This is a genomic window from Streptomyces caeni (genome assembly GCF_042678285.1).
Lineage (GTDB): Bacteria > Actinomycetota > Actinomycetes > Streptomycetales > Streptomycetaceae > Streptomyces > Streptomyces caeni.
This window is the reverse complement of the sequence record NZ_JBHUDX010000096.1, coordinates 20,159-39,976: the sequence shown is the minus strand read 5'-3', so window position 1 is coordinate 39,976 and position 19,818 is coordinate 20,159. Positions and strand designations below refer to the sequence as shown.

General features: G+C 73.8%; 19 protein-coding genes. 8 read left to right on the top strand and 11 right to left on the bottom strand.

Features of this window, described 5'->3' with window-relative positions:
* Nucleotides 1-4 precede the first annotated feature (4 nt).
* The 5 genes from ACFSL4_RS31020 to ACFSL4_RS31000 form a co-directional block, all read right to left on the bottom strand.
* Nucleotides 5-859 (bottom strand): SGNH/GDSL hydrolase family protein, encoded by an 855-nt coding sequence (locus tag ACFSL4_RS31020; protein WP_381090233.1) that lies wholly within the window; start codon nucleotides 857-859, stop codon nucleotides 5-7.
* Complete coding sequence (locus tag ACFSL4_RS31015) at nucleotides 856-2,166, bottom strand: glycosyltransferase (RefSeq protein WP_381090230.1); 1,311 nt, start codon at nucleotides 2,164-2,166, stop codon at nucleotides 856-858. The genes ACFSL4_RS31020 and ACFSL4_RS31015 overlap by 4 nt, the downstream gene beginning before the upstream one ends.
* Complete coding sequence (locus ACFSL4_RS31010; RefSeq protein WP_381090227.1) at nucleotides 2,166-3,332, bottom strand: glycosyltransferase family 4 protein; 1,167 nt, start codon at nucleotides 3,330-3,332, stop codon at nucleotides 2,166-2,168. Before ACFSL4_RS31010 ends, ACFSL4_RS31015 begins: the two co-directional genes overlap by 1 nt.
* Before the next feature lie 139 nt (nucleotides 3,333-3,471).
* The gene (locus ACFSL4_RS31005; RefSeq protein WP_381090224.1) at nucleotides 3,472-4,890 is read right to left on the bottom strand and encodes a HEAT repeat domain-containing protein; all 1,419 of its coding nucleotides are present in this window, start codon (nucleotides 4,888-4,890) and stop codon (nucleotides 3,472-3,474) included.
* 300 nt (nucleotides 4,891-5,190) lie between these two features.
* Entirely contained in the window at nucleotides 5,191-5,583 is a 393-nt protein-coding gene (locus ACFSL4_RS31000; RefSeq protein WP_381090220.1) for an ankyrin repeat domain-containing protein, read from the bottom strand.
* Between the two features lie 337 nt (nucleotides 5,584-5,920).
* On the opposite strand from ACFSL4_RS31000, the gene ACFSL4_RS30995 reads away from it, so the two are divergent.
* Together ACFSL4_RS30995 and ACFSL4_RS30990 are read left to right on the top strand one after the other, a co-directional pair.
* Entirely contained in the window at nucleotides 5,921-6,118 is a 198-nt protein-coding gene (locus tag ACFSL4_RS30995; protein WP_381090217.1) for a hypothetical protein, read from the top strand.
* 36 nt (nucleotides 6,119-6,154) lie between these two features.
* Nucleotides 6,155-7,705, top strand: coding sequence for a hypothetical protein (locus tag ACFSL4_RS30990; RefSeq protein ID WP_381090215.1), 1,551 nt, complete (start codon nucleotides 6,155-6,157; stop codon nucleotides 7,703-7,705).
* A gap of 1 nt (nucleotide 7,706) precedes the next feature.
* Here ACFSL4_RS30990 and ACFSL4_RS30985 read toward each other — a convergent pair whose 3' ends face one another.
* Nucleotides 7,707-9,206: an SCO1417 family PLP biosynthesis transcription factor gene (locus tag ACFSL4_RS30985; RefSeq protein WP_381090212.1), complete on the bottom strand. Its 1,500-nt coding sequence runs from the start codon at nucleotides 9,204-9,206 to the stop codon at nucleotides 7,707-7,709.
* 64 nt (nucleotides 9,207-9,270) lie between these two features.
* On the opposite strand from ACFSL4_RS30985, the gene yczE reads away from it, so the two are divergent.
* The 4 genes from yczE (at nucleotide 9,271) to ACFSL4_RS30965 (ending at nucleotide 12,778) form a co-directional block, all read left to right on the top strand.
* Nucleotides 9,271-9,978 carry a membrane protein YczE gene (yczE, locus tag ACFSL4_RS30980; protein ID WP_381090209.1) on the top strand — a complete coding sequence of 236 codons (708 nt, stop codon included), beginning with the start codon at nucleotides 9,271-9,273 and terminating at the stop codon, nucleotides 9,976-9,978.
* On the top strand, nucleotides 9,975-10,742 hold the full coding sequence (locus ACFSL4_RS30975; RefSeq protein ID WP_381090206.1) for a glycerophosphodiester phosphodiesterase family protein: 768 nt from the start codon (nucleotides 9,975-9,977) through the stop codon (nucleotides 10,740-10,742). The genes yczE and ACFSL4_RS30975 overlap by 4 nt, the downstream gene beginning before the upstream one ends.
* Nucleotides 10,743-10,784: 42 nt before the next feature.
* Nucleotides 10,785-12,137 (top strand): MFS transporter, encoded by a 1,353-nt coding sequence (locus ACFSL4_RS30970; protein WP_381090203.1) that lies wholly within the window; start codon nucleotides 10,785-10,787, stop codon nucleotides 12,135-12,137.
* Between the two features lie 266 nt (nucleotides 12,138-12,403).
* On the top strand, nucleotides 12,404-12,778 hold the full coding sequence (locus tag ACFSL4_RS30965) for an RNA polymerase-binding protein RbpA (RefSeq protein ID WP_030677841.1): 375 nt from the start codon (nucleotides 12,404-12,406) through the stop codon (nucleotides 12,776-12,778).
* Nucleotides 12,779-12,841: 63 nt separating this feature from the next.
* Here the strand turns inward: ACFSL4_RS30965 and fxsA are convergent, their stop codons facing one another.
* The 4 genes from fxsA to ACFSL4_RS30945 form a co-directional block, all read right to left on the bottom strand.
* The gene (fxsA, locus tag ACFSL4_RS30960; RefSeq protein ID WP_381090201.1) at nucleotides 12,842-13,414 is read right to left on the bottom strand and encodes an FxsA family membrane protein; all 573 of its coding nucleotides are present in this window, start codon (nucleotides 13,412-13,414) and stop codon (nucleotides 12,842-12,844) included.
* A 160-nt stretch (nucleotides 13,415-13,574) separates the two neighbouring features.
* Nucleotides 13,575-14,369 carry a polyprenol monophosphomannose synthase gene (locus tag ACFSL4_RS30955; protein WP_381090198.1) on the bottom strand — a complete coding sequence of 265 codons (795 nt, stop codon included), beginning with the start codon at nucleotides 14,367-14,369 and terminating at the stop codon, nucleotides 13,575-13,577.
* 536 nt (nucleotides 14,370-14,905) lie between these two features.
* Complete coding sequence (locus tag ACFSL4_RS30950; protein ID WP_381090195.1) at nucleotides 14,906-16,531, bottom strand: amidohydrolase; 1,626 nt, start codon at nucleotides 16,529-16,531, stop codon at nucleotides 14,906-14,908.
* Nucleotides 16,532-16,578: 47 nt separating this feature from the next.
* Nucleotides 16,579-17,019, bottom strand: a complete 441-nt coding sequence (locus ACFSL4_RS30945; protein ID WP_381090192.1) for an Lrp/AsnC family transcriptional regulator — start codon at nucleotides 17,017-17,019, stop codon at nucleotides 16,579-16,581.
* A gap of 268 nt (nucleotides 17,020-17,287) precedes the next feature.
* On the opposite strand from ACFSL4_RS30945, the gene ACFSL4_RS30940 reads away from it, so the two are divergent.
* Nucleotides 17,288-17,713, top strand: a complete 426-nt coding sequence (locus tag ACFSL4_RS30940; protein ID WP_381090189.1) for a hypothetical protein — start codon at nucleotides 17,288-17,290, stop codon at nucleotides 17,711-17,713.
* 336 nt (nucleotides 17,714-18,049) lie between these two features.
* Nucleotides 18,050-18,313 carry a hypothetical protein gene (locus ACFSL4_RS30935; RefSeq protein WP_381090186.1) on the top strand — a complete coding sequence of 88 codons (264 nt, stop codon included), beginning with the start codon at nucleotides 18,050-18,052 and terminating at the stop codon, nucleotides 18,311-18,313.
* Here the strand turns inward: ACFSL4_RS30935 and ACFSL4_RS30930 are convergent.
* On the bottom strand, nucleotides 18,276-19,484 hold the full coding sequence (locus tag ACFSL4_RS30930; protein WP_381090183.1) for an acyl-CoA dehydrogenase family protein: 1,209 nt from the start codon (nucleotides 19,482-19,484) through the stop codon (nucleotides 18,276-18,278). The two genes, ACFSL4_RS30935 and ACFSL4_RS30930, sit on opposite strands and share 38 nt — an antisense overlap.
* Nucleotides 19,485-19,818: the final 334 nt, after the last annotated feature.

Sequence of the window (19,818 nt, the reverse complement as noted above, 5' to 3'; positions counted from 1 at the left end):
CGGCTCACGCCGCGTCGGGCCGCTCCGCCACCGACAGCGCGGCCAGCGCGGACGTCACCGCGTGGGAGGCACTCAGGTCCAGCCGGGCGCTGGTCCCCCTGGCCCGGTGGCGCACCTCGGCCGCGGCCAGGGTGAGCAGCTGCGGCAGCAGATCGGTGCACCGCCGCGCCACCCAGCCGGTGCCGGCGGTGGCCAGCCACCACAGGCCGGCCGAGCGGCTGGGCGGGGGGAGTCCAGGCTCGGCGCAGGGCGCGGTGCCGGTCGCGAGGCCCGCCCCGGCGAGCAGGGTGTGGAACCGGAGCGCGAGCTGCCGGTGCCCGCTCTCCCCCGGATGCAGCCGGTCCGCGCTCCACATGGCGCGGTCGGCGATCCAGGCGCCTTCCGCGGCGTGCAGGTGCAGGGCCCCGTAGCGCTCGGACAGCGCGTGCACGACCGTGTTCACGGCCCGCTGACGCCGGGCGAGCGGACGCGCCAGCGCCCCCGGCAGGCGGAGCATCGACCCCGGGTCGGGCAGACAGGCCGTCAGCAGCACGGCGCCCTGGGCGCGGAAGGCGGCGTACACCGTGTCGAGGCGGGCGGCGACGGCGTGGATGTCGAAGGTGCAGCGCAGGGTGTCGTTGACACCGATGACGACGGAGACGACGTCCGGGCGCAGGGCGAGCGCGGCCGGAGTCTGCCGCTCCAGGACGTCCCGGGTCTGGGCGCCGCTGACGCCGAGGTTGGTGAACTGCGTGGGGACGTCCGCGGGGGCGAGCCCCTCGGCGAGGAGCGCGGCCCACCCCCGCCAGGTGCCCCCGACCGGGTCGCCCACGCCTTCGGTCAGCGAGTCGCCGAGCGCGACGAACCGCAGGGGCCTCATCGGAGGCCCTCCCTGACAGCGTCACCCACACATGCGCCCCCAGCCGCCGGCGGCACGGCACCTGGAGGCGTGACGCCCGACGGCACGACACTCGGCGCCGCGCCCCTCGGCGGCACGACAGCCGACGGCGTGGCACTCGGCGGCGCGTCGTGTGCCGCCAGGAACGCGTCCACCGCGGTTCGCCACCCGAAGCACTCGGCACGCGCGCGGGCCGTCTCCCGGCGCTCGCGCGCGGGCCGCCGCAGAAGCAGCTCGACCGCGTCCGCGAAGGCGTCGCCGTCGTCCGCCGCGGTCGCCCCGGCCGCGCCGATCACCTCGGGCAGCGCGGAGGATGCGCTGGCCACCACGGGCGTGCCGCAGGCCATCGCCTCCAGGGCGGCCAGCCCGAACGTCTCGGCGGGCCCGGGGGCCAGGCACACGTCGGCCGACGCCTGCAGCGCGCCGAGCAGGTCCCGGTCGCCGACGTGACCGAGGAAGGTGACGGGCAGGCCCCGCTCTCGCGCCCGCTGTTCGAGCCGGGGCCGCAGCGGCCCGTCCCCGGCGACGACCAGCACGGCGCGCCGCCCGTGCCGTAGCAGCGCCTCCAGGGTGTCCAGGGCCGTACCGGGCCGCTTCTCCACGGAGAGGCGGGAACACATGACCAGCAGCGTCCCGGCCCCGCGCGTGTACCCGTCGCGCAGTCCCGGATCCCGCAGCCCGGGATGCCGCTGCTCCAGGTCGACGCCCAGCGGGGCCCGTACGACGTTGCGCGCCCCGATCCGCACGAACTCCCGCTCGGCGAACTCGGTGGTGCACACGACGCGCGCGTAGGTGTGTGCCGTCCGGGTGTTGAGGGCGTCGGCGGCGCGCCGGGAGAGGTTCTCGGACAGGCCCCAGGTGCGCAGCACACCGTCGGCGGTCTCGTGGGAGACCATGACGGCGGGGACGCGGGCGCGCCGCGCCCACTTCCCGGTCCAGCGCAGCGTCGTCCGGTCGGAGACCTCCAGGCGGTCGGGTCCCAGCTCTTCCAGGAGGGCGGCGACACGCCGCTTGTCCACGAGGACGCGGTAGCCGCCGGTGCCCGGCAGCAGGGGGCCGGGCAGGGTGATGACGCGCCCCTGTTCGGTCTCCCGGTCGGTGTGGCGCTCGCCGGGCACGACGAGCACCGGCTCGTGGCCGGCCTCCTTGAATCCCTTGCCCAGCTCGCGCAGTGCCGTGCGCAGTCCGCCGGAAGCGGGCGCGACGAAGTTGGCGAGCCGCACGATCCGCAGCCGGCCGGCGGTGCGCCCGGTGGCGAAGCCCGCGGCGTCGGGGCCGTACGCCGGCATCACACCGCCACCGCCGTCCTGCGCGCCGCGAGCACATCCGTGTAGTGGTCGATGAGCTGGTCCCCGACGGCCGCCCAGGTACGGCCCTCGACGGTGGCGCGCCCGGTCGCCCCGTAGGCCGCGCGCAGCGCCGGGTCGGCGGCCAGGGCGCGCACCGCGTCCCGCACCGCGGCCGGGTCGCCCGGCGGCACGAGCAGCCCGGTGCGCCCGTGGTCCACCAGGTCGAGGGGGCCGCCCGCGGCGGGCGCGACGACCGGCAGGCCGCAGGCCATGGCCTCCTGCACGGTCTGGCAGAACGTCTCGAAGGGGCCGGTGTGCACGAAGACGTCCAGCGAGGCGAAGATCCGGGCGAGTTCGTCGCCGGTGCGGCGGCCGAGAAAGGCGGCCCCGGGCAGGGCGCCCCGCAGGCTGGTCTCGCTCGGCCCGTCGCCCACGACGACGACGCGCACGCCGTCCAGGCCACAGACGCCGGCGAGGAGTTCGACGTGCTTCTCGGGGGCGAGCCGGCCGACGTAGCCCACGATCAGCTCACCGTTCGGGGCGAGGTGGCGGCGCAGCGACTCGTCCCGCAGGGCGGGGCGGAAGCGGACGGTGTCGACGCCGCGCGGCCACAGCCGCACCCGGGGCACGCCGTGTGCCTCCAGGTCGCGCAGGGCCGCGCTGGAGGGCGCGAGGGTGCGGTCGGCGGCCGCGTGCACGGAGCGGATGCGCCGCCAGGCCGCCGCCTCGCCTGCGCCCATGTAGGTACGGGCGTATCCGGCCAGATCGGTCTGGTAGACGGCGACGGCCGGTATGCCGAGCCGGGCGGCGGCCGACATGCCACGGACGCCGAGGATGAAGGGGCTGGCCAGGTGCACGATGTCGGCGCGGTGTTCGCCGACGGCCGCGGCGACGCGCCGGCTGGGGAGGGCGACGCGCACCTGGGGGTAGCCGGGGAGCGGAAGGGAGGGGACGCGGACGACGGGGCACGGCGCGAGGGCGTCGGGCCCGGGCCCGGCCGGCGGGGCCGCCGCCTGGTCGGGCGCAGCCGGGAACCTGGGGGAGGCCGGGGCGACGACGAGAGGGGCGTGACCGCGATCGACGAGGTGCCGGGCGGTCTGGAGCGCGCAGTGGGCCACGCCGTTCACATCGGGGGGAAAGGATTCGGTCACGATGACGACACGCATACCCGTGTTCTCGCCGTACCGGACGTGGGCGCGTCAACGTCGATCTTTCCGGCCGGGGAACGTCCCATGAGCGTTGAACTGCGCGGCCGCACAGGCAGGCCCGCGTCCACACGTTCCTGACTCCCGGGTCACCCCGCGTTCACACGGCCGGCGTGTCGGGCCCGATCCGGCTGCGTACGGCTGTCTGGACCTCGGCCTCCTCGGCCGGGTCCGCGGCGAGCCGACGCAGTCGCTCGACGACGCGGGTGTCCCCGGTCTCGGCGTGCCGTGCGGCGATCTCGCGGGTGGATTCCTCGCAGTCCCAGAGGCATTCGACGGCGAATCCGGAGGGGAAGGAGGGGTCGGTGGCGGCCAGGGCGCGGGCGGCGCGGCCACGGAGATGGGATGAGGCGGTCTCACGGTAGATGTGGCGCAGAACCGGTGCGGCGCAGGCGATGCCGAGCCGTCCCGTGCCGTCCACGAGGGTCCACAGGGTCGGCGCGTCGGGGCCCTCGCCCCGTACCGCCTCCCGCAGCGCGGCGAGCACCAGGTCGCTGTCCTGGGCGCCGCCCCGGCAGGCGAGCATGCGCCCGGCGGCGGCCCCCAGGGCGTCGGGCCGGCGGGCCCAGCCGCGCGCCCGGTCGACGGCCGCGACGCTGCGCATGCGTTCGAAGGCGTCCACGGCCGCGTCGACGACGGGTGCGGATCCGGTGGACACCGCGCCCTCGATGAGGTCGAGGGCGTCGGGGTCGTTGCCGTCGGCCAGGAAGCGCAGGGCGGTACAGCGGGCTCCGTCACTGCCGAAGCGGGCGGCCTCGATGATCTGCGGCCGGTCCTCTGGGCCGGCGACGGCGGTGAGGCAGCGGGCGGCGGGCACGTGGAGCGCGGCGCCGCGCTCGAGGCCCTGCTGGGCCCAGTCGAAGACGGCCTGCACGCTCCACCCGGGCCTGGGTCCGTGCGATCGCAGCTGCCGCTGCCACCGGTCGAAGCTGCCTGTCTCCTGGGCGGCGCGCACGCGGGTGGCGACGGATGCGCGGGGGTCGTCGGCCCACAGCCGCCAGGGCCGTGGTTCGAAGGCGTCCCGCACGGCGACGGCGAGCTCGGCCTCCCCTTCGGCGTCGGAGGGGAAGCGGGCCAGGACAGGCACGGCGAGGGCGCGCAGCCCCGCGTCGTCGTCGCGCAGCGCCAGCTCGTCCAGGGCCCAGGCCCAGTTGGTGCCGACGGCCGCGTACCTGCGCAGCAGTTCGAGCGCGTCGTGCCTGCCGTACGAGGCGAGGTGCCCGAGGACCGCGAGGGCGAGCCCGGTGCGGCACTCGTCGGTGTCGAGGACGTCCTCGGCGCCGAAGAGGTGCGCCTCGATCTTGTCCAGCTCGCCGTGGAGATCGAGATAGAGCCGGGCGTAGTACAGGGAGCGGTTCTCCACCTGCCAGTCGTGGCGGGGATCGCGCAGCACGCAGTGGTTGAGGGCCGCGAGCGCCTCGGCGCGCGGTGCGGTGAGTGCGTGCAGCGTCCCGTCGCCGCGCCCCCTCTGGAGGAGGCCGAGCAGTGTTCCGCTGGGCGCTATGACCGGTTCGAACATGGGAAACAGCCTCACATCAAGCGTCGACACGACCGGGGGACACGGATTACCTGGCCGCGTGACAACACGTCGGGGCGCCCGCCGTCTCTTGCTTGCTGTAGACCATCTTCCTCTGCCTCTCGTCGGTGGCCCCGCGGGCCGCATCACGGTCCGCGCGGTGCGGCAACACCTGCCCAGCCATCGCGTCCGTGAACCACGACGTCATGATGACTCGGCGTCTTACGCTGCCGCGACCTTATTTCGGGCGGCCCTGCACCGCTTCCGCCGTTGTCGGTGTTTTCGCCGGTCAGAACGCTCGCATCAGTGTTCGCCGAACAGTTCGAGCAGATCCGTCCTGCCGAACATCCGTGCGGTATCCACGGCCGAGGGCATGCCCGCGGCCGGATCGGCGCCGCCCTCCAGCAGGGCCCGGATGACCTCCGGCTCTCCCTTGAAGACCGCGCCGGCGAGCGGTGTCTGGCCCTGGTCGTTGGCCCGGTCGGCGGCCGCGCCGCGTTCCAGGAGGGCGCGGACGGCGTCGGCGTGGCCGTGGTAGGCGGCGAGCATCACGAGGGAGTCCCCGCGATCGTTGGTGAGGTTGGCCGGCACGCCGGCGTCGACGTAGGCGATGAGCGTCTCGGTCTCGCCCCGGCGCGCCAGATCGAAGATCTTGGTGGCCAGCTCCACGACCTCGGGGTCGGGGGCTTCACTCATCGGCCGGACCGCCTCTCACTGCGACTGCTGGGGACTGCGGGAGCGCACGACGGCGCGCGGGGCGGTCGTACGTGTGTTCGCACGGCGGCGAGCGGTGACGCCGTACGGGTGAATCGCCAGCGTACTGGCTTCCACGGGCACATCAGCCGCACCGCGCGCGGCAAGGATCACAGGTGCGCCACACGAGCGCAACGGACCCGCACGGGAGCGCAGGACGACCCCGCCGCCCGGGGGAAATCGAGTGAATTTCACCCAGTTGCACCTTTTATCGTATGGATACATTCTGTGAGCCTGGAAGGACTCATGGTGACCGTCCCCACGAACCAGGAGAGAGAAAATGCCAGTTCTGAACATGTCGGGCGTTCTTGTCCTCGGCGTCGTCGTCGTCCTGTTGTCCCGCAAGCACGGGCTCAAGGGTTCGCACGCGACGGTCTGCGCCCTCTTCGGCTTCTACCTGTCCAGCACCGCCGTCGCCCCTGGTATCAAGGCCGGTGGCGCGAGCCTCGCGGGCCTCCTGGGCGGGCTCAACTTCTGACCCGTCCGCTCCGCCCGCAGCACCAGGAGACACACCTTGACCCCCCGCCCCCTCCCCCGCATCCTGAGCACCGGCAGCGCCCAGATCGCCCGCAGCCGGCAGCTGGCCCGGACGGCGGCCCACGGCGCCACCGATGTCCTCCAGCCGGTGCTCACGGTCACGCGCGGACTGCGCCTGCTGGCGGAAGCCGGGCGGCGTACGTGGGCCGACACGCCGAAGGACAGGCGGGGACCCCTCCTCTTCCTGGTCGCCTCGGTGCTCCTGGTCGTGGCCCTGGTGCCCTACGGGCCGCTGCTCGCCGGCATCGCTCTCATGGCGGCCGCGGCCTGGAAGGGCCGCGGCCGGCGACAGCCGGCGCCCAAGGGCCCGGACGAATCGCAGACCAAGCGTCTGCGCTCGCTGTACGAGGCCCTCGTGCCGTACTTCTCGACCGCCGAGGACCCGGCTCCGCTGTACGCCCACGGCGGGGACTGGACCCGCGCCTTCCCGTCGTACGACTTCGACGAGAGCGGCCGTGTCTGCCGCCTCCTCATCCGCTACCCGGCGTACTTCACGGACGGCGAGGCCGAGGCGCGGGCCCGGATCGAGCACCTCCTGCACGCCAAGTCCGGCCGCGGCCGGGAGTACCACTTCGGCTGGGACGAGGAGGGCAACCAGCTCACGCTCACCGTGCTGCCGCCGCTGCCCACCGACATCGCCGCACAGCGCTTCGTGACCTCACCGGGCGAGACCGTGCTCGGCTTCACCGATCCGACCGTCGTGCGGCGCACGCTCCCCCTCACGCACGGCGAGGAGCAGCGCGATGTGCCTCCCGTGGTGTGGCGCACCGGCCCGCGCTCCACCGAGCCGCACCTGCTGATCGTCGGCGGACCCGGCAGCGGTACGACGACGCTGGTGCGCTCCATCGCCCTCCAAGCGCTGCAGCACGGCGATGTCCTGGTCGTCGAGGGCGGCGGCGCCGGCGAGTACGCGTTCCTCACGGGCCGGGACGGCGTGCTGGCCGTGGAATCCGAGCCCGCGGGGGCCGTCGCGAGCCTGGAGTGGGCGACCCGCGAGACCGAGCGGCGGCTGATCGCGGCCCATCGCACACGCCAGGCGGGGCAGCCTCCTCCGGACGACGTCAGGCGCCCGCTGTGGATCCTGCTGGACCGGCCGGGCGCGCTCGGGCACCTGGCGGCGGCCGACGGCCGCGAGGATCCCCAGGCGCTGCTGCAGGTGCCCCTGCGGCACGGGCGCACCGCGAACGTCACGGTCGTGGTCGCCGAGCAGTTCGACGGCCTGGACGGCCTGTCCCCCGCGGTCCGGCAGTACACCCGCGCGCGTGTGGTGCTCGGCGCGGCGTCCCCGGACGAGCTGGAGGCCGTGCTCGGGGCCCCGCCGCACACCACGCCCGCCCAGGACATCCCGCCCGGCCGAGGCTACGCCCGCCTGGGCTCGGGCCCGGTCCACCGTCTGCAGGTGCCGGCCACCCCGGACCCGTACGACGACGCGACCAGCGACCACCACCGGCGGGCGGTGCTGGATCTGCTGCCGCGGCGCAGCTCGCCCGTCGAGGCGGTGGCGGCGGCGCCGGCTGGGGACGGCTGAGTCAGGCGACGAAGGTGCGCGGCGCCTCGGCCGGCCCGGACGCGCCCGTCTCCACCAGACGCACCGCGGCCGCCAGGCGCGTGGCCGCCTCCTCCGCCACCGCGCCGCCCACCGTGAACGGCAGCCGCACATATCCCTCGAAGGCACCGTCCACACCGAAGCGCGGCCCTGACGGCACACGGACACCGATCCGCTCCCCCGCCTCCGCGAGACGGGAACCCGACAGCCCGCCGGTGCGCACCCACAGCGTCAGGCCGCCCTGCGGCACCGAGAACTCCCACGTCGGCAGCGCGGCGCGCACGGCCGCGACCAGCGCGTCCCGGTTCTCCCGGGCCTGCGTGCGCCGCAGGTCCACCGCCTGTTCCCAGCCTCCCGTGTTCAGCAGCCAGTTCACGGCGAGCTGTTCCACCACCGGGGTGCCCAGGTCGGCGTAGGCGCGGGCAGCGACCAGGCTGCGGATCACATCGGGGGCGGCGCGCACCCAGCCGATGCGCATGCCCGCCCAGAACGCCTTGCTCGCCGAACCGACCGTGATGACCGTGGAGCCCGCCGGGTCGAAGCCGCACACCGGACGCGGCATCTCCAGTCCCTCCTCCAGGTACAGCTCGCTCATCGTCTCGTCGACGACCAGGACCGTCCCGGCGGAGCGGGCCGCGTCCACCAGGCGGCGGCGCTGGTCCTCGTCGGCCAGCGCGCCCGTCGGGTTGTGGAAGTCCGCGACCACGTAGGCAAGCCGCGGCGCCGCTTCGCGCAGCACCTGGCGCCACCGGTCCAGGTCCCAGCCGCCGAGCCCGTCGGACATGGCCACCGGTACCAGCCGGGCGCCCGCCTCCCGCATCAGCTGGAGGATGTTGGCGTACGACGGCGACTCGACCGCGATGCGTTCGCCGCGCCCGCCGAAGAGGTGGCAGATCGCGTCGATCGCGCCCATGGCGCCCGTGGTCACCATGATCTGCTCGGGCATCGTCGGGATGCCCCGCGCCGTGTAGCGGTCGGCGAGCATGGAGCGCAGCGCGGGCAGGCCCGCCGGGTAGTCGCCGTGCGTGTGCGCGTACGGCGGCAGTTCCTCCAGAGCACCCTGCACGGAGCGGGTGAGCCAGGGCTCGGGTGCGGGCAGCGCCGCGCAGCCCAGGTCGATCATCGAACCGAGTGCCTCCGGCGGGAGGGGTTCGAGCCCGCGTGCCGGGAGCGGGTTCCCGGCCGGCACCGCGGTCCAGCTGCCCGCGCCCCGGCGGGACTCCAGGAACCCCTCGGTGCGCAGGGCCTCGTAGGCGGCCGCGACGGTCGTGCGGCTCACGGACAGGGCGACCGCCAGCTCCCGCTCGGCGGGCAGCCGGGCGGCGACCGGCACGCGGCCCTCCAGGACGAGCAGCCGGATGCCGTCGGCGAGCGCGCGATAGGCGGGTGGGCGGCGGGAGCCCGGGCCGGCGGGACGGTCCTGCTGGGAGCTGAGCAGCCGGGCGAGCTGCGCCGCCCCCACCGCAGAGGTCCACTGCGCCATGATTCCCAGTCCACCTTCCCAGAATTGGCCATGGATGGCTTCTCTTTCCAAGCCACAGAGTGACATGCATCAGTCCAGGACCACCACAGGGGGGCATGTCGTGCTGCCGTTTGACGCGTCCACGCAGAGTCGGCGGCTGGGCCGGCGCCTGTTCCAGCTCTACGCGGGTCTCGTGCTCTACGGTGCGAGCTCCGCCCTCCTGGTGAAGGCGGGTCTGGGTCTGGAGCCATGGAACGTCCTCCACCAGGGCCTCGCCGAACTCACCGGACTGAGCATGGGCGTGGTGCTGACACTCGTGGGCGCGAGCGTGCTGCTGCTGTGGATCCCGCTGCGTCAGCGCCCCGGCCTCGGCACCGTCTCCAACGTCCTCGTGATCGGTGCCGCCATGGACGCCGCCCTGGCCGTCCTGCCCGGCGTCCGCCCCCTGGTCCTGCGGGTGGCCCTGCTCCTGGCGGGCATCGTGCTCAACGGCGTGGCGACCGGCCTCTACATCGCGGCGAACCTCGGCCCCGGCCCGCGCGACGGCCTGATGACCGGGCTGCACCGGCGCACGGGCCGCTCGATCCGGCTGATCCGCACGGCCGTGGAGGTCGCCGTCGTCGCCACCGGCTTCGCCCTCGGCGGCACCGTCGGCACAGGGACCCTGCTGTACGCGCTGTCCATCGGCCCGCTCGCCCAGCTCTTCCTTCGCGTGTTCGCCGTTCCCCCGGCACCGGGACGCAGCAGGGTCGTTGCCGCCGGGAAACCGGAGCAGGCCATACTGCCCCGGTGACCACGCCTGCGCGCCATCCCTATCTCGACCATCCCGGCCCGATCGCCTTCGCCCACCGGGGCGGGGCGGCGGACGGCCTGGAGAACACCGCGGCCCAGTTCCGGCGCGCGGTGGCGGCGGGCTACCGCTATATCGAGACGGACGTGCACGCCACGGCCGACGGAAAGCTGATCGCGTTCCACGACGCGACCCTGGACCGGGTGACCGACGGGGCGGGCCGGATCGCCGACCTGCCCTGGACGGACGTGCGGCACGCGCGCGTGGCGGGCAGCGAACCGGTGCCCCTCTTCGAGGAGCTGCTCGAAGAGTTCCCCGAGGTCCGCTGGAACGTGGACGTCAAGGCGGAGCCCGCGCTGCGTCCCCTGCTCGACCTGGTCGAGCGCGCGAACGCCTGGGGGCGCGTCTGTGTCGGCTCGTTCTCCGAGGCACGTGTGGTGCGCGCCCAGCGGCTGGCCGGACCGCGCCTCGCGACGTCGTACGGCACCCGCGGTGTGCTGGGCCTGCGGTTGCGCTCCTGGGGGATACCGGCGGCGCTGCGCCGCTCGGCGGTCGCCGCCCAGGTCCCCGCGGCCCAGTCGGGCATCCCCGTGGTCGACCACCGCTTCGTGCGCACGGCCCATGCGAGCGGGCTGCAGGTGCACGTGTGGACGGTCAACGAGGCCGATCACATGCACCGGCTCCTGGACCTGGGCGTGGATGGCATCATGACCGATCACATCGACACACTGCGCAAGGTCCTCGAGGACCGGGGCACCTGGCTCTGAACGCCCCGCGCGGTCACGTTCCCCGGGGAAGCGAGGGCGCGGGTGGGTACCGACACCGTGCAGGCGGCGGCCGACGAGACCGCCGAGCGGCGGCGCGAACAGCGCGGCTGGTATTTCTACGACTGGGCGTGCTCCGTCTATTCGACGAGCGTGCTGACCGTGTTCCTCGGTCCCTATCTGACGTCGGTGGCCAAGTCGGCGGCGGACGTGGACGGTTATGTGCATCCGCTGGGGATACCGGTCCGCGCGGGGTCGTTCTTCGCCTACTGCGTCTCCGCCTCGGTCGTCCTGGCGGTGATCGTCATGCCGCTCGCGGGCACGGCGGCCGACCGGAGCGGCCGCAAGAAGCCCCTGCTCGCGCTGAGCGCGTATCTGGGCGCCGCCGCCACCACGGGCATGTTCTTCCTCGACGGCGAGCGCTATCTGCTCGGTGGTCTCCTGCTGATCGTCGCGAACGCGTCGGTGGCCGTCTCGATGGTGATCTACAACTCCTACCTGCCGCAGATCGCCCCGCCCGAGGAGCGCGACGCGGTCTCCTCGCGCGGCTGGGCGTTCGGTTACGCGGCCGGCTCCTCGGTCCTGGTCGCGAACCTGGTCTTGTTCACGGCCCACGACTCCTTCGGGGTGTCGGAGTCGACGGCCGTGCGCATCTGCCTGGCCTCGGCCGGCGTCTGGTGGGGTGCCTTCACCCTCGTACCCCTCAGGCGGCTGCGCGACCGCCGTACGGCGTCCACGCCCCCCGGGGCACCCGCGGTGCACGGCTGGCGGCAGCTGGCGGCCACGGTCCGGGACATGCGCGGCAAGCCCCTGACCCTCGCCTTCCTGCTGGCCTACCTCGTCTACAACGACGGCATCCAGACGGTCATCTCGCAGGCGTCGGTGTACGGCTCCGAGGAGCTGGGCCTGAGCCAGTCCACGCTGATCGCCGCCGTGCTGCTGGTGCAGGTGCTGGCGGTGGGCGGCGCGCTGGGCATGGGCCGGCTGGCCCGGACGTACGGCGCCAAGCGCACCGTCCTCGGCTCGCTCGTCGCCTGGGCCCTGACGCTCGCAGCCGGCTACTTCCTGCCCGCGGGGGCGCCGGTGTGGTTCTTCGTCCTCGCCGCCGGTATCGGGCTGGTCCTGGGGGGCAGCCAGGCCCTGTCGCGCTCCCTCTTCTCCCATCTCGTGCCGCCCGGCAAGGAGGCCGAGTACTTCTCGGCGTACGAGATGAGCGACCGGGGCATGAGCTGGCTGGGGCCGCTGCTGTTCGGGCTCACCTACCAGCTGACCGGGAGCTACCGGGACGCGATCATCTCGCTCGTGGCCTTCTTCGCCATCGGGTTCGCGCTGCTGGCACGGGTCCCGGTGCGGCAGGCGGTGCGCGCCGCGGGGAATCCGGTCCCCGAGACGATTTAACGGCTCGCGGAAAAGGCTGTAGTGTACGCGTTTGGCCTGCCAGGCGTACCGTTACTGCGCGGCAATGACGCTGAAACGCTGGGTGACATCTGCTAGCAGATGTGACAAACCGGGCGCCGGTGGGTACAACAAGGGGCGGCTACGACGGCGACGCATGACCCGGAACGGGACTCGGAACGGGAATCTTTACCGCCGACCGGACGTTGACCGGATGACGACGACAGCGACACCTGTCCTGTGGGCGACAAGCCCGGGAGGCACGATTCATGAGTGAGCGAGCTCTTCGCGGCACGCGCCTCGTGGTGACCAGCTACGAGACGGACCGCGGCATCGACCTGGCCCCGCGCCAGGCCGTGGAGTACGCATGCGAGAAGGGGCACCGCTTCGAGATGCCCTTCTCGGTCGAGGCGGAGATCCCGCCGGAGTGGGAGTGCAAGGTCTGCGGAGCCCAGGCACTTCTGGTGGACGGCGACGGCCCGGAGGAGAAGAAGGCCAAGCCCGCGCGTACGCACTGGGACATGCTGATGGAGCGGCGCACCCGCGAGGAGCTCGAAGAGGTCCTCGCGGAGCGTCTCGCCGTTCTCCGTTCCGGCGCGATGAACATCGCGGTGCATCCGCGGGACAGCCGCAAGTCCGCCTGACCCCGCCGGGGCCGGGCGGGTAATCGCGCCCGCTGCTGTCGGCGCTGCCCTGTCTGCCGCCGCTCAGCGCGTCAGCGGGGGGCGCGGCCCTCGTTCGGTCCCGTCCGTGCCGGGCGCGTCGTCCCTGATGACCTCGCCCTGGACGACCTTGCCGTCGGGACGGTGCATACGGGCCTGCTGAAATGTGCCGGCGAAGCTGCCGAAGGGCGCCTCGCCGAGCTTGCGGTCGATCGTGCGCTCGGCGTACCGGCTCACCGCCTTCTGGACCGGCGGGAGCAGGAGCAGCAGACCCGCCGCGTCGGAGATCAGCCCCGGCAGCATCAGGAGCAGGCCCCCGAGCATCATCAGTCCGTTGCCGCTCCCGCCGCCCGGCGCCGCCTGCGGCTGCCGGGCCTGCAGCGTCTCGCCGAGGCTGCGGAAGGCGCGGCGCCCGGCCCGCTTGACGACCATGGAGCCGAGCAGGAAACCGGCGACCAGCAGCAGGAAGACCGTGACCCCGCCGGCCGCCCCCGCCACCGCCGTGAGCAGCCAGACCTCCAGCACCAGCCACGCCGCGATGCCCAGCGGCAGGAACGTGCGCAGCCGGGAACGCCGCGGCCGAACGGGGTACGGGGAGGTCGGTGCGCCAGTCGTCATGCTCCCAGTGTGCCTGGGCCGGGCTCAGCGCGGGATAAGGGGTGATCAGCCGCTCCCTGTGAGCCCTGGCTCCCCACCCGTGAACCCGAACGAGCGACGGCACGGCGCGGCGTCCGGTTGACGCGGACCGCGGAAGCGCCCCGCGGCCGTCGCCGGCACCTCAGGAGGACTTGCCTCGGCCCGTGACCTTGGCGACGCGCTCCCCCACGCCCCACGCCGTGACCCGCCACAGCGCCTCGACGAGGATGTCCCGGCTCATCTTGGAGTCGCCCAGCTCCCGCTCGACGAAGGTGATGGGCACCTCCACCACGTGGTATCCGGCCTTGACCGCGCGGCGGGCGAGATCGACCTGGAAGCAGTACCCCTGTGAGGCGACCTGGTCGAGGCCGAGGCCCTGGAGGGTCTCGCGGCGGAAGGCGCGGTAGCCGCCGGTGATGTCGCGCAGCGGCAGGTCGAGGGCGAGGCGCGAGTACAGACTGCCGCCGCGGGAGATGAACTCGCGGGTCCTGGGCCAGTTCACGACCCGCCCGCCCGGCACCCAGCGGGAGCCGAGCACCAGGTCGGCGCCCTTGAGCGCGGTCAGCAGGCGCGGCAGTTCCTCGGGCTGGTGGGAGCCGTCGGCGTCCATCTCGACCAGGACGCCGTAGTCGCGCTCCAGGCCCCAGCGGAAGCCCGCCAGGTACGCGGCGCCCAGGCCCTCCTTGCCTCCGCGGTGCAGTACGTGGACGTGGTCATCCTCGGCCGCCAGCTCGTCCGCGAGTTTGCCGGTGCCGTCGGGGCTGTTGTCGTCCGCCACGAGGACGTGCGCCTCGGGCACGGCCGACCGCACCCGGCCGACGATCGCCCTGATGTTCTCGACCTCGTTGTAGGTCGGGATGATCACCAAAGCGGTGCCGAGCGGACCGAACTGCCTCCCCTGGGCTCCTGCCGCGAGGGTCCCGTCGCCGTCGTTCACTGCTGCCCCTTCATGTCCGTACGCAGGGGACCACCTTAGTGGCCACGGCCTGCACCGACGCGACAGCGCGTTTGTACGGTGGTGTCGATTGCACAAGAGTCGGGTAAGAGTGTTTTTTCCGCATTCCCTCATGCTGCGGATGGGGGCCCGGCGCCCTTCGGGCCGACCTGGCACCCGCTGGCTGCGGGTCGACCGAAGGCCGTTGTCTACTGAACGTCCGGGCCCCACCCGGGTCACACCCTGCCGACCGCCCGGAACGTTCGCCTGCCGTGACGCGGGCGCTGAGCCTGGCTCCCAGTGGTGATGCGCCGGTGCGGCACACGACCCCTGACCCAGCGGCGCCGAGGCGACTGCGCGGAGGTTCCCCGGTCGGACGTCCGGTGGTGGACGCGGCCGAACCTACCGGCCCCCCGCGGCTCACTGTCAACAGCCGTTTGATCTGCGGTTCTTCCCCCAATGCCCTGGTCAGGGCGGAGGATACGCAGGTCGCGCGACGGCGTGGTGACGGGCGACCGGCCCCACGCCACCCCGGGAGATCACTCGCCCGGCCGTACGAACACCGTCCTGCCGTGCACCACGGTGCGCAGACAGACCGGCAGCTCGGAACCCGGGGTCAGATCGGGCAGTCCAGGAGTGCCGGACCGGGGGTCGGTCGACCAGCGGGCGACCCGGTCGTCGGGCGCCTGGACGACGAGTCCACCGGTGCGCCACACCGCGTAGTCGGCCGGCGCGCCGGGCACCAGCGCGCCCGCGTCGTCCCGGCCGACGGCCCGCCAGCCACCACGGGTGTGCGCGGTGAACGCGGCCCGCACCGACACCCGGTGCTCGGGGGTGCGGTGGAAGGCCGCCGCGCGGACCGTGCCCCACGGATCCAGGGGCGTGACGGGGCTGTCGGAGCCGAAGGCGAGCGGAACGCCGGCCCGCAGCAGGGCCGCGAACGGGTTCAGCGTGCGTGCCCGCTCGGCGCCGAGACGCTCGGCGTACATGCCGCCCTCGCCGCCCCACAGCGCGTCGAAGGCGGGCTGGACGGACGCGGTCAGGCCGAGCTCGGCGAAGGCCGCGACGGTCTCCGGGGTGAGCATCTCGGCATGCTCCACCCGGTGGCGGGCGGCACGGACGCGGGCGAGGCCGATCTTCTCGGCGGCGGCACGGACGCCTTCCACCACGGTGGTCACGGCGGCGTCGCCGATGGCGTGGAAGCCCGCCTGCAGCCCGGCCTCGGTACAGGCGACCACATGCGCGGTGGCCTCGGCCGCGTCCAGGTACGCGGTTCCGGTGTGCCCGGCGTCGGCATACGGCTGGTGCAGGCAGGCGGTGTGCGAGCCCAGCGCGCCGTCGACGAAGAGGTCCCCCGCGGCGCCGAGCGCGCCCAGGTCCCGGGCCCGGGCGACGCCCCCCTCGCCCCGCTCGGCCCAGTAGCCCACCACGCGGGGCCCCGATTCCTCGGCGGCGAGCCGCAGCAGCGCGGTGAAGTCCCCCTCCGAGGAGATCTCGGGGCCCCCGCACTCGTGGACGGACCCGATGCCGAGGGACGCGGCGTGGGCGAGGGCCGCGCGCTGGGCGGCGGCGCGCTGGGCGGGGCCGATCGCGGCGAAGGCGGCCGCCCGCACGGCGTGGTGCGCGTCGCGGGTGAGCGGCCTGTCCGCCTCGAAGCCCGCCGTGCCCCGCACGTGGGGCACCAGGGCCAGCAGGGCGGTGGTGACGACTGCCGAGTGGACGTCGATCCGGCTGAGGTAGAGCGGGCGGCCACCGGTGACCTCGTCGAGCTCGTCCCGCCGCGGCGCCCGCCGTTCGGGCCAGCGGGCGGCGTCCCAGCCGTGGCCGAGCAGCACCCTGTCGTCCGGGCGGGCCGCCGCGAAGTCGCGGACGAGGGCGAGGGCGGCCGCCAGGGAGGGCGCGCGCGACAGGTCGAGGCCGGTGAGCGCGAGACCCGTGGAGGTGGTGTGCACGTGTGCGTCGGTGAAAGCGGGGGTGACGAGCGCGCCGTGCAGGTCGACGATCTCGTCGACGCCGTCCGCGAAGGCGTCGGCGGCACCTTCGGAGCCGACCCAGGCGACCTGTCCGCGCTCGACGACCATGGCGGTCGCGAAAGGGTCGGCGGGGCTGTGGACTTCTCCTCGGCGCAGCAGGACGGTCTGCGGCGGGGCGGGGCGCTCGTTCATGGGGAACAGTCTCGCGCCTCGCCCCGGCCGGCCGGCACGCAGGTCCGTCAGATGCGGGGCGGCCGTGCCTCGTACGGCGTCGACAGCACGACGGTCGTGCGCGTGGACACCCCGGCGAGCGTCCGCACGCGCGCCAGCAGCTCCTCCAGCTCGTGGGGCGTGGCCACGCGGACCTTGAGGATGTAGTTCTCGTCGCCGGCGACGCTGTGGCACGCCTCGATCTCCGGCACGCCGGCGAGCCGCTCCGCGATGTCGTCGGGGGCGCTGGGATCGAACGGCTTCACAGAGATGAAGGCGGTCATCGGCAGCCCGACGGCCTCCGGGTCGACGACCGCGGCGTACCCGCGGATGACGCCGCGCTGCTCCAGTCGGCGCACCCGCTGGTGCACGGCCGACGTGGACAGGCCCGTGGCCCTGCCCAGGTCGGTGTAGCTCATCCGCCCGTCCTTGACGAGCAGCTGCACGATCTGCCGGTCCAGCTCCTCCATGGCGCTAGAACCTACAGGGCGCTTGATCCCTTCGATACCTCAGCGGAGCAGGTCATACCCGCTTTGTAATGTGGCGGAGGACCGTGTGTGAGCCGTCCGTGGGACAAATCCACCGAGCCCGGCACCTGCGGGCGGCATGTGACGAACGCCACAGTCCGCGGGCGGGGTACGTGATGATCTCGTGATTACCGGCGAGACGGGACGGGAAGTGCTTGCTGTGGTCGAGGCCACAGTGCCTTGTCGGCCCAGCCCGAGGGGGAGAATCCCAATGCAGAGTCTGAAGCGCCCTGGCCGTTCTGCGTCCAAGCGGCAGCGACCCGTCGTCGCACCCGAGCCGGAGGGCGTCGAATCCGACGACGAGTTCGACGCGTACGACACCTTCGAGATGTACCGGGTGATCTGCCCGGACTGCGCGCAGCCCATCGCACTGCTGGCGGACGAGGAGGTCCTGCCCGAGCACGCGCTGTGCGCCTCGCCGTGGAACCCGTTCGGTCTCACGGTCTGCGCCGGCACGGGCCGCGCGGCGGGCGACGCCCGGCCCGCGGATGAGTCCGTGCAGCCGCAGGAGCAGCAGAGGGCCCTTCTGCTGACCCTTCCCCAGGGGCTCGACTGGCGCACGCAGCCGTTCTCCCACGTCGGCGGCCCGGGCTCGCGCCCGATGCGGAGGCCGGCGATCGGGCGCCAGGCCGCCTGACACCTCGCACGCCGCTCTGCGGGCGTCGTCGCCCGCCCTCCCAGCACCTGCCCCCGCGCCACGACCCGCACGCCGTCGTGGCGCACGACCCGTGCGCCCGGATGTCCGCCTGGGACGGGACGGCGGCCCCGCCGTGCGCACACCCGACGGCACGGACACCGCGGACGGCCGGGACACCGTGGACCGCCGGGAAACCGCGGACCGCCGGGACACCATGGACCGCCGGGACACCGTGGACGACGAAGGCGCATCATGCCCCCTACGGGCCCGCCGGGGAACTCACGCTCGATGCCCGGCGCCGGTGACCTGTGCGCCCGCCCGGGCGTTTTCCCGGATATGACCCCTACGTCTTCCGCGGCCGGACCCCGGCGACGGGTGTTCGTTCCGGCACCGGCAGCGGCGCTTCCGCCGCCCCACCCCCAGGACCCGCCCATCTACCGCGCGCTGATGCGGACCTGGGCCGACCGCGGGCGCACGTTGCCGGGGCGCCACGACCCGGAGTGGGTGCGGCTCGCGGCGCCCCCGGCCGGCCCGACCCGGCTCGCCGTGGGCCGGGACTCGTTCAGCGTGACTCGGGACCGGCGAGGTGACGGGCGATGACCATCCGCTGGATCTGATTCGTTCCCTCGACGATCTGCAGCACCTTGGCCTCGCGCATATAGCGCTCGACCGGGAAGTCCGCTGTGTAGCCGTACCCGCCGAGCACCTGGACGGCGTCCGTGGTGACCCTCATCGCCGTGTCGGTGCAGTGCAGCTTGGCCATGGCCGCCTGCTTCGCGAACGGCCGGCCGGCGTCACGCAGCCGCGCCGCCGTCAGGTACAGCGCCCGGCCCGCCTCGATCTGCGTCGCCATGTCGGCGAGTATGAAGCGCAGCCCCTGGAAGTCCGCGATCGGCCGTCCGAACTGCCGCCGCCCGGTGGCGTACACGACTGCCTCGTCGAGCGCCGCCTGCGCCACGCCGATGGCGCAGGCGGCGATGCCCAGGCGCCCGGAGTCGAGCGCGGACAGGGCGATCGCGAAGCCCTGGCCCTCCTCGCCGATGCGGCGCACGTCGGGCACCCGCACCCCGTCGAAGTGGACCTGCGCGGTCGGCGACCCCTTCATGCCCATCTTCTTCTCGGGCGGCGCGCTGCCGAGCCCTTCGGCGTCGCCGGGGACCAGGAAAGCGGTGATCCCTCGCGGGCCCTCCCCGCCGGTGCGCGCCATCACGGTGTAGAAGTCGGCGATCCCGCCGTGCGTGATCCACGCCTTGGTTCCGTTGATCACCCAGTCCCCGCCGCCAGTGTCGCCGTCCGCGCCCGAGGCGGCCCCCTCCGCCCGGGCGGCCCTCGTGCGCAGCGACGCCGCGTCCGATCCGGACGCCGGCTCGGACAGGCAGTAGGCGCCCAGCAGTCCGCCGCCGAGCATCGCCGGCAGGTGCTCGGCCTGCTGCTCCTTCGTGCCGTAGTGCGCAAGGGCGTGGCAGGCCAGGGTGTGGACGCTGACCCCGAGGCCGACGGTGAGGCGGACCGCGGCGAGCTCCTCCAGGACCTGCAGGTAGACCTCGTACGGCTGGTCACCGCCGCCGTACTCGGAGTCGTAGGGCAGGCCGAGCAGTCCGGATTCGGAGAGCAGCCGGAAGACCTCGCGCGGGAAGCGCCCGGCGTCCTCCTCCTCGGCCGCCTTGGGGGCGATCTCGCGCTGCGCGATGTCGCGGACGAGGGAGATCAGATCCCGGGCCTCCTCCGTGGGCAGTTGACGGTCCACCGGCTGCGGGGCGCGGTCGGGCATGGCGACGCTCTCCTCCCTCTCGGGCATATCGGCGGCCGGACGCCTTGGGTGGGGCGGCTCCGCCGGGTCTCACAGGGCCTGTCGGTGCTCGCCGCTCCGGGTCGCGGAAGCGGCTGACCAGCGGCTGGCGCTTGGAGTATGCCCGATCGGAGGCACCGCGTCACCAGTTAACGACCGCTTACTTCAAGAAAGGCACAGCACGCACCAGAGATCGCTCCACACCCTCCATGCTGGGGCCGGGCCCTCGTGTCCGCTCGGGGACGGGGACCGGCCGGGTCCGTCCGCCCGTGGGAGGGGCGCGGGACGGCCACGGCGACGCGACGGGACGGCCGCC